Genomic DNA, 12,496 nt, shown 5'->3' on the forward strand with positions numbered 1-12,496 from the left:
GTTTCCCCCCGCCCCCCCGGCGGGGCGCCCCGCGCCCCGCCCCCCCCCCCCCCGCCGCCGCCCCCCCCCGCCCGGCGGCCCCGGGGCGGGGGCCCCCCCCCCCCCCCGGGCCCCGATCCGTTCGCGGTCAGTTCTCGGTCGCGAGGGCGCGGGCGGGGGTGCGCGGGACCGGGGCGGGGGTCGGGGCCTTGGTGGCGTGGGAGAGGCGGAGGGTGAGGGCGATCATGGCGAGGACGGCGGCGAGGGCGAGCCAGGTGGCGGCGGCCGCGGCGGTGGCGTGGGTGTGGTGGTCGAGGACCGCGAAGTAGGTGCCGCCGATGGTCGCGACGCCGGTGACGGCGGCGAACTGCTGGGTGGTGGAGAGGGTGCCGGAGGCGGTGCCGGCGCGTTCGGGGGCGATGCCGGCCATCGGGGCGCCGATCAGGGACGGGAGGACGAGGCCGTTGCCGATGCCCATCAGGCCCATGGTGGTCAGCAGCCAGGGGAGGGCGTGCCGTTCCCCGTCGGTCTGCAGGGCGAGTGCGGTCAGCAGCAGGCTCAGGGCGGTGACCGCCCCGCCGACGACGGGGACGCGGAGCCCGTAGCGGGGGATCAGGCGCTTGCCGGTCAGGGAGGCGACCATGGCGAGGACGGCCATGGGAGTGAAGACCAGTCCGGAACGCAGTGGGCTGTAGCCGAAGCCGGTCTGCACGGTGAGGCTGATCACGAAGACGAACCCGGCGAAGAAGGCCATGAAGGCGGCGTTGACGGCCAGCCCGGTCCGGAAGACCCGGCCGCGGAACAGCTCCGGGTCGAGCAGCGGCTGCCCACCGCGGCCGGCGAGGCGGCGCTCCCAGCGCAGCGCGGCCAGGAAGGCGGGCACGGCGGCGGCGAGCATCGCCCAGGCCCAGAGCGGCCAGCCGGCCTCCCGGCCGAGGACGAGCGGGACGAGCGCCAGGGCCAGCGAGCCGGAGATCGCGAGCACGCCGATGCCGTCCAGGGCGGGGCGGCGGGCGGTGGTGGTGCGCGGCAGGACGGTGGCGGCGACGGCGAGGACGATCAGCCCGACCGGCAGGTTGACCAGGAAGACCGCGCGCCAGCCGAGGCCGAGGAGGTCGCCGTCGAGCAGAACGCCGCCCAGCAGCTGGCCGCAGACACCGCTGAGTCCGCCGGTCACGCCGAACCAGGCCAGGGCGCGCGGCCGGCCCTCGGCGGGGACGGCGGTGGTGATCAGGGCGAGCACCTGGGGCACCATGGCGGCGGCGGTGAGGCCCTGGAACAGCCGGGCGAGCACCAGCTGGGTGGGGGACTGGGCCAGTCCGCACAGGACGGAGGCCAGGGTGAAGGCGGCCATCCCGGACAGGAACATCCGCCGGTGGCCGAGGATGTCGCCGAGTCGTCCGCCGAGGACGAGCCCGGTGGCGTAGCTGAACACGTAGCCGGCGACGACCAGTTCCAGCGCGGCCTGGCCGGCGCCGAGGCCGCCGCGGATGGCGGGCAGGGCGACGTTCACGACGTTGCCGTCGAAGCCGTACATGAAGAAGGCCGCCAGGATGACGGGCAGCAGGGGCGGGCGGAGCGGGCGGGACAGGACGGACATCGGGTGCGACCTCCGGTGCGGGCTGTTATTGGTTGAAGTGCCAAAAACTCGGGCGGAAAAAGCGCCGGGGGTCGCCCGGCGGGGAGGTTCAGGGGCGCAGGTCGTCGACGACGGCGTCGATGGTCGCGTGCAGCGACTCGGACTCGAAGCCGGCCTTGGCCTGCAGCAGCAGTCCGTGGAAGGCGGCCATCACCTGGCGGGCCAGCACGCGGGCGGGGCGGTCCGAGCGGATCTCGCCGCGGAGCCGGCCGTCCTCGACCGCCGCCGTCAGCCGGGCCTCCAGCGGGACGAAGGCCTGGCGCGCCAGATCGGCCAACTCCGGCTCGCGCAGCGCCAGTTCGGTGACAGTGTTGACCGCGAGGCAGCCCCGGTGGTCGGTCGCGGTCCGGTCCACCCCGGTGCGCAGCAACTGCCGGATGCGCTCCAGTGGCGGCTGGTCGTCCGACATGGTGCGGTCGCCGCCCGCGCCACCCTCCCGGTAGCGGCGCAGTGCCAGCTCGAACAGCTGCCGCTTGCCGCCGAAGGCGTTGTACAGGCTGCCGCGCAGCATGCCGGTGCTCTCGGCCAGGTCGTCGGTCGAGGTCGCGGTGTACCCCTTGGCCCAGAAGGTGTTCATGGCCGCGTCGATCGCGGCCTCGGTGTCGAACTTCCGCGGGCGTGCCATGGCGAGGATCGTGGCAGTTGTTGTCGGACTTGTCAAAAACTCCGTCAGATCGCGTGCGCCTGACCGAAAGGCGGCCGCCTCGGCTCCGGCGTCTCGCGGGCCATGGCGGATGTCGTGCCGGACGGATGCCCGCCGACACTTGGTCGGCGGTGTCAAGGCGCACCAGGGCGCCTGGCTGTTCCGGCCGGGGCGGGCCCAGGGGCCTGCTGGAGGGGTCCGGGCTGTCCGTCAGGCGTTTCGACACGTGGCAATGTGACGACGATTCACTTCGGCCGCGTTCGCCACCGACGAACCGAGCACCCCCGCCACCCCGTGACGGGCGACCCGGCGGCCGATCCGCCCGTGCGGGCCCCGAGTGAGGCCCGGTCCGACGGTGAGATCCCCTGCGTCTTCCAGGCGGCGCGGGTCCGTCCGAATCAAGCGCTTTCGGGTGGTATGTCGGCAAACTGCCGCGTGGTATCAGGGATTGTAGGTGTACCTGGGGGCTGTGATCGTCTTCGCTCTCAATATGATCGGAAGCCACGATGGTCGGTCTGTACCGACCTTCGTACGTGCAACCTGGGAGGGGCCTCGTCCGTCTCTTCTGTGTGCGGTGCGCCAGATCGTCCGGGGCGTCGCTTCCGTCGGTGAAAGGTACGCGCATGTCAGGTCGGAAGGGCGAGAGCCCGGCTCGGGGCGAGGACGTGCCCACGACGGAAGGCGCTACGGGCTCCGTGCCCGGGCCGCGCGGCGGCGGCCGGGCGGAGGCCCGCCGCGCCGCGCAGAGCAAGGGCGGCGGCGGTTCCGGGGCCGCGGGCGGTGGCCGGGCGGCGGCGCGCAAGAATGCCAAGCCCAAGAAGAACGTGAAGAAGATCGTCGCCTGGTCGGCGGCGGGCGTGCTGGTGCTGATCGCGGGCACCGGCGGCGCGATCTACTTCAAGCTCAACGCCAACATCAAGTCCTTCGACGCGGACGCGATATCCACCGACCGCCCGCCGGAGGCCAAGGCCGACGCGGACGGCAACAAGCCGGTCAACGTGCTGCTGATCGGCTCCGACAGCCGGGGCGGCAACAACTCCGACCTCGGCGGCGGCGAGGACGGCGGCGCCCGCTCGGACACCACGATCCTGCTGCACGTCTACGCCGACCACAAGCACGCCGTGGGCATCTCGATCCCGCGCAACACGATCGTCCCGATCCCGTCGTGCAAGCTGCCCAACGGCAAGTGGACCAAGGGCGGCAACGACCTGTTCAACGCCGCCTTCTCGGTCGGCGGCAGCGACAGCGGCAACCCGGCCTGCACCCAGAACACCGTGGAGAAGGTCACCGGCATCCGGGTCGACCACACCATGGTGGTCGACTTCAACGGCTTCGCCGCGATGACCAAGGCCGTCAACGGCGTGGACATATGCCTGCCGAAGCCGATCTACGAGGGCGACATCAACCCCAACCTGCACAAGAAGGGCGACCTCGTCCTGCCGCAGGGCAAGCAGACCGTGGACGGCCAGAAGGCGCTCGACTACGTGCGCCTGCGGCACGGCATCGGCGACGGCTCCGACATCGGCCGGATGAAGCGCCAGCAGGCTTTCATGAGCTCGCTCGCCACCAAGATGAAGAAGGAGGGGCTGAGCCCCACCAACCTGCTGCCGCTGGCCGACGCGGCGACCAAGTCGCTGACCGTCGACCCGGGGCTGGACTCCGCGGACAAGCTGCTCTCCTTCGGCCTGTCGCTGAAGAACATCGACATGCACGACCTCAAGTTCGTCACCGCGCCCTGGCGCTACCGCACCCAGGACGCCAACATCGACCTGGTCCAGCCGGACGCCAACAAGCTCTGGGAGACCCTCAAGGCCGACCAGACCATCGACGGCCAGAACGCCACCGGCCAGCAGCCGGACGCCCCCGCCAGCACGAGTGCCGCGCCGTCGCAGGCCGCGCCCAGCACCCCGCCCGCCCCGGCCGGGGACGCCACCAACTCCGCGGTCAAGGTGGCGGTCTACAACGGGACGACCGTCAACGGCCTGGCCGGCAAGGCGACCGACCAGCTGAAGGCCGCCAAGTTCACCGCCAGCACGGCGGGCCAGGCGGCGAGCACCAAGCAGAAGACCACCACGATCGAGTACAGCTCCAGCCAGAAGGCGAACGCCGAGAAGGTCGCCGCGCTGTTCCCGGGCGCCAGCCTGGAGCCCAGCAGCGCGCGGGGCATCTCGGTGATCGTCGGCCAGGACTTCGCGGCGGCCACCGGCACGGGGGCCGGCACACCCGCCGCGGGCACCACCCCCGGCGCCCCGACGGCCCCGCAGCCGCTGCCGACCACCGTCACCAACGACGCCCGCTCGGCCGACGACGACATCTGCGCGAACACCACCTACGGCAGCGGCGGCTGACCGCCACCACCGGACAGCACGGGGACGACCCCCGGGACCGGCGCCCTCCGGGGCGCGTGGCCCCGGGGGCCGTGCCATGGTGGGCCTGGGGCCTGTGCGCCCCGGGAGGGGACCACCACGGCACCGAAAGGCGGACCCCATGCCCGAGATCGCCATGCAGATCGACATCGCCGCGCCCCGGGACGTCGTCCTCGCCGCGCTCAACACCCACGACGGGCTGACCAGCTGGTGGACGACCGCCGTGGACCGCGAGGACGACGTGCTGCTCTTCGACTTCCCCGGCGTCCCCGAGCCCTTCCGGCTGCGCCGCGAGCGGGCCGACCTGGAGCGGGTGGTGTGGGCCAACGCCGGGGCCTTCCCGCCGCACTGGGCGGGCACCTGGATCAGCTGGGACCTCGCCGACCAGCCCGACGAGCCCGAGCGCACCCGGCTGCTGTTCCGGCACGGCGGCTGGCAGCCGGGCAGCGAGGAGGGCGTGCCGATGGTGGCCGGCACCTGGGCCGAACTGCTGGTCCGGCTCAAGGACTACGCGCAGAGCGGCAAGGTGCAGCCGTACTTCGTCACCGCCAAGCGGCACGACCCCGAGTGAGCTCCGGCGGCCGGTTTGTTCCCCGGTCCGTGCGCCAGCCCGTGCCCCGGTCCGTGCCCCGGTAACGGGCACCCCGTCGGGGCGCCGGTCGCCCGCCAGGGCGCCGTCCGGTGGCGGGAACGCGTCGGCGGGCCGAAGGTGGGCGGTGTACCCCCGTCGTACGGCCGTCCGCGCGGACGGCCGGACCGGTCCCGGCCGGGCCGCCGCCCGACCGACCGACACACCACAGCCGGCCACCACCGCCTCCGGGAGGCCCAACGATGCCCGTAGTGACCGATCCGTACAAGCCCGGCACCCCGTGCTGGATCGACCTGATGGCGAGCGACCAGCAGGCCGCGCTCGACTTCTACCGCGACCTGTTCGGCTGGCAGGGCGAGATCGGCCCGGCCGAGTTCGGCGGCTACGCCGTGTGCACGCTCAACGACCGCCCGGTCGCCGGGATCATGGCGCAGTCCGCGCCCGAGGGCCAGCCGGTGCCGCCCGTCGCCTGGACCACCTACATCGCCTCGGACGACGCCGACGAGGCCAACCGGTCCATCGCCGGGGCCGGCGGCACGATCCTCTACGAGCCGATGGACGTCGGCACGATCGGCCGGATGATGGTCGCCGCCGACCCGACCGGCGCGGTGTTCGGCGTCTGGCAGGCGATGGACTTCATCGGCGCGGGCGTGGTCAACGAGCCCGGCGCGCTGGTCTGGAACGAGCTCAACACCACCGACACCGAAGCGGCCGGCCGCTTCTACCAGCCGGCGCTCGGGCTGCGCCCGGCCACCATCCAGGGCATGGACGGCTACTTCTCGCTGAACGTCGGCGACCGCACCGTCGGCGGCATGCAGAAGGTCCCCGGGTACCTGGGGGCCGGCATGCCCTCGCACTGGATGACGTACTTCTCGGTGGACGACACCGACTCCGTGGTGGACGCCCTGGTCAAGGCCGGTGGTGCGGTGATCCAGCCGCCGTTCGACATGCAGTCCGGCCGGATGGCCGTGGTCCGGGACCCGCAGGGCGCCGTCTTCTCGGTGATCCAGGCGCCCGAGGCGCAGATGCCCGACTCGCCGTAGTGACGACGGGCCGGGGCGGCCACGACGGCCCGCCGACCGGAAGCCGCCCTTCCTGCGACGCGCCGCCGGGAATGGGCGGCTTCCCCCGCGTTCCCGGGTAAGACTGCACCCATGCTGGGGCTACCGGACGACATCCGTGCTTTCCTCTTCGACCTCGACGGGGTGCTCACCCAGACCGCCACGGTTCACGCCGCGGCCTGGAAGGACACCTTCGACGCCTTTCTGCGCGCCGAAGCCGCCCGCACCGGCGGGCAGTTCGTCCCCTTCGACGACGTCAACGACTACGACACCTACGTGGACGGCCGCCCGCGCCTCGACGGCACCCGGGCCTTCCTGCACAGCCGGGGCATCGACCTGCCCGAGGGGGCCGAGGACGACCCGCCGAACGCCCGTACCGTGCAGGGGATCAGCCGGGCCAAGAACGACACCGTGCTGCGGCTGATCCACGAGCAGGGGGTCGAGCCCTACGAGGGCTCGGTCGCCTACGTGCACCGGCTGCGCGCGCTCGGACTGCCCAGCGCGGTGGTCTCCTCCAGCGCCAACTGCCGGGACGTGCTGCGCTCGGCGGGCATCCTGGAGCTGTTCGACGTGATCGTGGACGGCGTGGTCGCCAAGCAGCAGGGCCTGCCCGGCAAGCCAGCCCCCGACACCTACCTGTACGCCGCCCGCGAGCTCGGCGTCGACCCCGCGCACGCAGCCGTCTTCGAGGACGCGCTGGCCGGGGTCGCCTCCGGCCGGGCCGGCGGCTTCGGCGCGGTGGTCGGGGTCAACCGCACCGGGCAGGCCGCCGAACTGCGCCGCGACGGCGCCACCGTGGTCGTCGACGACCTTTCCGAGCTGCTGGGGGAGAAGCAGTCATGAGCGAGCGAAGCATGGGGGTCCCCCCGGCCGAAGGCTGGGGGAGAATCATCAAGAGGCGCGTGTGGGCGAATGCCCCTGCCGAGCGTAGCGAGGTGGGCGCATGAGTCCTGCGGACAACTTCACGATCGATCCGTGGCAGATCACCGAACACGGCCTGGACCTGGCCGCGTTGGCCCGGGCCGAATCCGTCTTCGCCCTGTCCAACGGCCACATCGGCCTGCGCGCCAACCTGGACGAGGGCGAGCCGCACGGCCTGCCCGGTACGTACCTCAACGGCGTGTTCGAACTGCGCCCGCTCCCGTACGGCGAGGGCGGCTACGGCTACCCCGAGTCCAGCCAGAGCGTCATCAACGTCACCAACGGCAAGATCATCCGGCTGCTGGTGGACGACGAGCCCTTCGACCTGCGCTACGGGGAACTCCTCAGCCACAAGCGCTGGTTGGACTTCCGCGAGGGCATGCTGCACCGCGAGGCCGAGTGGATGTCCCCGGCCGGGCGGACCATCCGGGTGCGCTCCTCCCGGCTCGTCTCGCTCACCCAGCGCGCCATCGCCGCCGTGGAGTACAGCGTCGAGGCGGTGGACGGGCCGGTGCGGATCGTGCTCCAGTCCGAGCTGGTCGCCAACGAGCAGCTGCCCGGCGGCCCCGAGGGCGATCCGCGCGCCGCCGCCGTCCTGGAGGCCCCGCTGCAGGCCGAGGCGCACCACGCCAGCGGCACCAAGGCCGTCCTGGTGCACCGCACCCGCTTCAGCGGCATCCGGGTCGCGGCCGGGATGGACCACGTCATCGAGGGCCCGGAGAAGCTCGACACCGTCGCGGAGTCCGAGGTCGACCACTGCCGGATCAGCGTCACCACCGTGCTCGGTCCCGGGCAGAGGCTGCGGCTGGTCAAGTTCATGTCCTACGGCTGGTCCGGCACCCGCTCGCTGCCCGCCGTCCGGGATCAGGTGGAGGCCGCGCTGACCGCCGCCCGGTACACCGGCTGGGACGGCCTGGTCGCCGAACAGGCCAACTTCCTCCAGGAGTTCTGGAGGACCAGCGACGTCGAGATCGAGGGCGACGTCGAACTCCAGCAGGCCGTCCGGTTCGGCATCTTCCACGTCCTGCAGGCCGGCGCCCGCAGCGAGGAACGGGCCATCCCTGCCAAGGGGTTGACCGGCCCCGGCTACGACGGGCACAGCTTCTGGGACACCGAGACCTTCGTCCTGCCGGTGCTCACCTACTGCCTGCCCAACGCCGTCAACCAGGCCCTGCGCTGGCGGCACACCACCCTCCCGCTCGCCCGCGACCGGGCCGCCCAACTCGGCCTGGCCGGCGCGGTGTTCCCCTGGCGCACGATCCGCGGCGAGGAGTGCTCGGGCTACTGGCCGGCCGGCACCGCTGCCTTCCACATCGGCGCCGACATCGCCGTCGCCGTCGCCCGCTACGTCCGGGCCACCGGGGACGAGGAGTTCGAGCGCGAGTACGGCCTCGAACTCCTGGTGGAGACCGCCCGGATGTGGCGCTCGCTCGGTCACCACGACACCGCCGGGAAGTTCCGGATCGAGGGCGTCACCGGCCCCGACGAGTACAGCGCCGTCGCCGACAACAACGTCTTCACCAACCTGATGGCGCAGACGAACCTGCGCGCCGCCGCCGAGGCCGCCGTCCGCCACCCGCGCGAGGCCGGCGCCCTCGGCGTCGACACCGAGGAGACCGCCGCCTGGCGCGACGCCGCCGCCGCGATGTACATCCCGTACGACGCGGACCTCGGCGTCCACCCGCAGGCCGACGGTTTCACCCACCACCAGGTCTGGGACTTCGAGAACACCGAGCCGGAGAAGTACCCGCTGCTGCTGCACTACCCGTACTTCGACCTGTACCGCAAGCAGGTGGTCAAGCAGGCCGACCTGGTGCTCGCCATGCAGGTGCGCGGCGACGCCTTCACCGACGAGCAGAAGGCCCGCAACTTCGCCTACTACGAGCGGCTGACCGTCCGCGACTCCTCGCTCTCCGCCTGCACCCAGGCCGTCATCGCCGCCGAGGTCGGCCAACTCGACCTCGCCTACGACTACACGGCCGAGGCGGCGTTGATGGACCTGCACGACCTCGGCGGCAACACCCGCGACGGCCTCCACATGGCCTCGCTCGCCGGCGCCTGCATCGCCCTGGTGGCCGGCTTCGGCGGCCTGCGCGACCACGGCGAGACGCTCGACTTCCGGCCCCGGCTGCCCTCCGGGCTGATGAAGCTCAGCTTCTCGCTGCTGGTGCGCGGGCACCTGCTCGGCGTGCAGATCACCCACGACGGGACGACCTACACGCTGCGCCGCGGCGAGGTGCTCCACCTGCGGCACGACGGCGAGGCGGTGCAGGTCAAGGCCGGCTCCCCGGTCACCCTGCCCACCACCTCCCCGCCCGCCCAGGAACGCTGCGCCCAGCCCCCCGGCCGTGAGCCGGCCCGCCGCCAGCCCCAGGCGGGGCTGGCCGCGGGCAAGCTGGGGCAGCAGGACCACCTGGCGGCGGAGTAGCCGCCGGGGCCGCCCCGGGCTGCTCAGGGCCCGCTCCCGTCGCGCGGAGCGGGCCCTCGTCCGTCGCCCTCGCCCGTCCGTCGCCCTCACCCGTTCGTCCCACCCCGAGTGCGCCGTTCCACGGCCCGTCGGAGGGTGCAGGTGTCCTGCGGCGACCGAAGGAGTACTCCCGTGGCGAGCGTGGCCGAACAGATGGTGGAGGTGCTCCGGCAGGCCGGGGTGGAGCGGGTCTACGGCGTCGTCGGCGACAGCCTCAACCCCGTCGTCGACGCGATCCGCCGCGCCGAGGGCATCGGCTGGGTGCACGTCCGAAACGAGGAGGCCGGCGCCTTCGCGGCTGCCGCCGAAGCCGAGCTCTCCGGCCGCCTCGCGGTCTGCGCCGGCTCCTGCGGTCCCGGCAACACCCACCTCATCCAGGGCCTGTACGACGCCCAGCGCAGCGGTCTGCCGGTGCTCGCGCTCGCCTCGCACATCCCGTCCGGGCAGATCGGCACCGGCTTCTTCCAGGAGACCCACCCCGAGCGGGTGTTCACCGACTGCAGCAACTGGTGCGAGATGCTCTCCACCCCCGCCCAGCTGCCCCGGCTGCTCCGGATCGCGATCCAGCACGCGATCGGCTCGCACGGCGTCTCGGTGTTCGCCTTCCCCGGGGACGTCGCCGCCCTCCCCGCCGCCGGGCCGACCGGAACCAGCCACTTCCTCACCGAGCAGGCGGTCGCCGCGCCGCCCTGGTCCCAGGTGCAGGAACTCGCCCGGCTGCTCAACGCGGCCCGCCGGGTCGCACTGTTCTGCGGCGCCGGGGTGCGCGGGGCGCACACCGAGGTGATGGAGGCCGCGCAGGCGCTGAAGGCACCGATCGGGCACTCGCTGCGCGGCAAGGAATGGATCCAGTACGACAACCCCTACGACGTCGGGATGAGCGGCCTGCTCGGCTACGGCGCCTGCCACGAGGCGCTGCACTCCGCCGACCTGGTGCTGCTGCTCGGCACCGACTTCCCGTACGACTCCTTCCTGCCGCAGACCCGTACCGTCCAGGTCGACCACGACGCCACCCGGCTGGGCCGGCGCACCGCGCTGGAGCTGGCCGTGCACGGGGACGTCGCGGCCACCCTGCGGGCCGTCCTGCCGCTGCTGGACGAGAAGAAGGACCGCTCCTTCCTGGACGGCATGCTCAGGAAGCACTGCCGGGCGCTGGAGGACGTGATCGGCGCCTACACCCGGGACATCGAGAAGCACCTGCCGATCCACCCCGAGTACGTCGCCTCGGTGCTCGACGAGGTGGCCGCCCCGGACGCGGTGTTCACCGTGGACACCGGCATGAACAACGTCTGGGCCGCCCGCTACCTGCAGCCGAACGGCCGCCGCCGGGTGATCGGCTCCTTCCTGCACGGTTCGATGGCCAACGCCCTCCCGCATGCGATCGGCGCCCAACTCGCCTGCCCCGGACGGCAGGTGGTCGCGATGGCGGGCGACGGCGGGATCGGCATGCTGCTCGGCGAACTGCTCACGGTGGCCAAGCACCGGCTGCCGGTGAAGACGGTGGTGTTCAACAACGGCGCGCTCGGCATGATCAAGCTGGAGATGCTGGTCTCCGGCTACCCCGAGTTCGAGATCGACAACGGCGACGTGGACTACGCGGGCATCGCGCGGGCCATGGGCATCCCGGCCAAGCGGGTCGCCGAGCCGGCCCGGGTCCGGGAGGTCCTGGCGGAGGCGCTGGAGCGGCCCGGCCCGGCCCTGGTGGACGTGGTCACCGACCCCGACGCGCTGTCCATCCCGCCGTACATCACCGCCGCCCAGCTGAAGGGCTTCGCGCTGGCGGCCGGGCGGACGGTGCTCTCCGGCGGCGTCGGGCGGATGATCGACCTGGCCCGCAGCAATCTGCGCAACATTCCCCGGCCGTGAGCGGCGCGAAGGGGCGTTCGAGCGGGCTTTGCCTCTGAGGCAAAATTCTTGCCCGTGCGGCACGCGAGGTGTCCACTGGTCACATGACCACCAGCCCCACCGGCACCCCCGCCGCGGGTGACCAGCTCGACGACCAGGAAGTCGCCGGCCTCGCCGCCCGCCTCCGCGAGCACCGGCTCAGCAGCCGGCTCACCCTGGAGGTCGCGGCGGCGCGGGTCGGACTCTCCCCAGCCTATCTGTCCCGGCTGGAAACCGGCCGCCGCCAGCCCTCCCTGCCCGTCCTCCTCGGCCTCGCCCGCGCCTACGGCACCTCGGTCTCCGGGCTGCTCGGCGAGACCATGGCCGAGCCCGACCCGGTGGTCCGCGGCGGCGCCATAGAGCCCGGCCGGGCCGGCGGCTGGGGCTACCGACGGGCCGGCGCCCCCGGCCGTGCCATGCAGGCCCTGCGGGTGCACGTCCCGCCGGGCGTCCAGGACGCGGTGGTCCGGGTGCACCCCGGCGAGGAGTGGCTGTACGTCCTGCGGGGCGACCTGCGGCTGACCCTCGGCGACCGCGTTCACCACCTCGCCTCCGGCGACTCCGCCCACTACGACTCGCTCACTCCGCACTGCATCGCCGCCGAGTCCGACACCGGCGTCGAACTGCTCTTCATCCACACCCTGCTGCAGAGCCCCGGCGGCGAACTCTGTCTCGGCGGCGGCCCCGCAGCGAACCACTGACCTACCGTCAGACCCCTGGAGGAGATCCCCATGGACGATCCCACCACCACCACGACCACGACTGCTGCCGTCGCCGACACCCCCGCCGGCCCGAAGACCATGGATGCCGGAAAGTGGGCCAACAAGCGGGTCTACCACCGTCTGGTGATCTACACCGCGGGCATCCACGTCTTCGCCGGGTTCATCATCCTGCTGTTCGAACTGGGCAGTCGCAACAGGTAGTCGACGCGGAGGCAGCGGAGCTTT

Annotated in this window: 10 protein-coding genes; 8 read left to right on the plus strand and 2 right to left on the minus strand. The window is 72.7% G+C overall.

The window, feature by feature from the left end:
* Positions 1-127 precede the first annotated feature (127 nt).
* Together ACGF12_RS31790 and ACGF12_RS31795 are read right to left on the minus strand one after the other, a co-directional pair.
* Positions 128-1,579: an MFS transporter gene (locus tag ACGF12_RS31790; protein ID WP_393037752.1), complete on the minus strand. Its 1,452-nt coding sequence runs from the start codon at positions 1,577-1,579 to the stop codon at positions 128-130.
* Between the two features lie 88 nt (positions 1,580-1,667).
* Positions 1,668-2,243 (minus strand): TetR/AcrR family transcriptional regulator, encoded by a 576-nt coding sequence (locus tag ACGF12_RS31795; RefSeq protein WP_393037755.1) that lies wholly within the window; start codon positions 2,241-2,243, stop codon positions 1,668-1,670.
* Positions 2,244-2,884: 641 nt separating this feature from the next.
* Between ACGF12_RS31795 and ACGF12_RS31800 the strand changes: the two genes are divergently transcribed.
* The 8 genes from ACGF12_RS31800 (at position 2,885) to ACGF12_RS31835 (ending at position 12,472) form a co-directional block, all read left to right on the plus strand.
* Positions 2,885-4,609 carry an LCP family protein gene (locus ACGF12_RS31800; RefSeq protein ID WP_393037757.1) on the plus strand — a complete coding sequence of 575 codons (1,725 nt, stop codon included), beginning with the start codon at positions 2,885-2,887 and terminating at the stop codon, positions 4,607-4,609.
* 139 nt (positions 4,610-4,748) lie between these two features.
* Positions 4,749-5,198, plus strand: a complete 450-nt coding sequence (locus ACGF12_RS31805) for an SRPBCC domain-containing protein (RefSeq protein ID WP_393037760.1) — start codon at positions 4,749-4,751, stop codon at positions 5,196-5,198.
* 260 nt (positions 5,199-5,458) lie between these two features.
* Positions 5,459-6,259: a VOC family protein gene (locus tag ACGF12_RS31810; protein WP_393037763.1), complete on the plus strand. Its 801-nt coding sequence runs from the start codon at positions 5,459-5,461 to the stop codon at positions 6,257-6,259.
* Between the two features lie 111 nt (positions 6,260-6,370).
* On the plus strand, positions 6,371-7,120 hold the full coding sequence (locus ACGF12_RS31815; RefSeq protein WP_393037766.1) for an HAD family hydrolase: 750 nt from the start codon (positions 6,371-6,373) through the stop codon (positions 7,118-7,120).
* A gap of 100 nt (positions 7,121-7,220) precedes the next feature.
* Positions 7,221-9,626, plus strand: coding sequence for a glycoside hydrolase family 65 protein (locus ACGF12_RS31820; protein WP_393037769.1), 2,406 nt, complete (start codon positions 7,221-7,223; stop codon positions 9,624-9,626).
* 192 nt (positions 9,627-9,818) lie between these two features.
* Entirely contained in the window at positions 9,819-11,531 is a 1,713-nt protein-coding gene (locus ACGF12_RS31825) for a pyruvate dehydrogenase (RefSeq protein WP_393037846.1), read from the plus strand.
* A gap of 83 nt (positions 11,532-11,614) precedes the next feature.
* Positions 11,615-12,250 carry a helix-turn-helix domain-containing protein gene (locus tag ACGF12_RS31830; RefSeq protein ID WP_387618788.1) on the plus strand — a complete coding sequence of 212 codons (636 nt, stop codon included), beginning with the start codon at positions 11,615-11,617 and terminating at the stop codon, positions 12,248-12,250.
* A 30-nt stretch (positions 12,251-12,280) separates the two neighbouring features.
* A complete protein-coding gene (locus ACGF12_RS31835; protein WP_393037771.1) occupies positions 12,281-12,472 on the plus strand; it encodes a DUF6126 family protein in 192 nt (63 codons plus the stop codon).
* The last annotated feature ends 24 nt before the right edge of the window (positions 12,473-12,496 follow it).

It is taken from the genome of Kitasatospora sp. NPDC048296 (assembly GCF_043201815.1).
Classification (GTDB): Bacteria; Actinomycetota; Actinomycetes; order Streptomycetales; family Streptomycetaceae; genus Kitasatospora.

Bases quoted from the DNA above. Each gene is read 5' to 3' on its own strand.
- ACGF12_RS31820 (WP_393037769.1), top strand. From the start codon at position 7,221: ATGAGTCCTGCGGACAACTTCACGATCGATCCGTGGCAGATCACCGAA.
- ACGF12_RS31825 (WP_393037846.1), top strand. From the start codon at position 9,819: ATGGTGGAGGTGCTCCGGCAGGCCGGGGTGGAGCGGGTCTACGGCGTC.
- ACGF12_RS31795 (WP_393037755.1), bottom strand. From the start codon at position 2,243: ATGGCACGCCCGCGGAAGTTCGACACCGAGGCCGCGATCGACGCGGCC.
- ACGF12_RS31790 (WP_393037752.1), bottom strand. From the start codon at position 1,579: ATGTCCGTCCTGTCCCGCCCGCTCCGCCCGCCCCTGCTGCCCGTCATC.
- ACGF12_RS31830 (WP_387618788.1), top strand. From the start codon at position 11,615: ATGACCACCAGCCCCACCGGCACCCCCGCCGCGGGTGACCAGCTCGAC.
- ACGF12_RS31805 (WP_393037760.1), top strand. From the start codon at position 4,749: ATGCCCGAGATCGCCATGCAGATCGACATCGCCGCGCCCCGGGACGTC.
- ACGF12_RS31800 (WP_393037757.1), top strand. From the start codon at position 2,885: ATGTCAGGTCGGAAGGGCGAGAGCCCGGCTCGGGGCGAGGACGTGCCC.
- ACGF12_RS31815 (WP_393037766.1), top strand. From the start codon at position 6,371: ATGCTGGGGCTACCGGACGACATCCGTGCTTTCCTCTTCGACCTCGAC.
- ACGF12_RS31810 (WP_393037763.1), top strand. From the start codon at position 5,459: ATGCCCGTAGTGACCGATCCGTACAAGCCCGGCACCCCGTGCTGGATC.
- ACGF12_RS31835 (WP_393037771.1), top strand. From the start codon at position 12,281: ATGGACGATCCCACCACCACCACGACCACGACTGCTGCCGTCGCCGAC.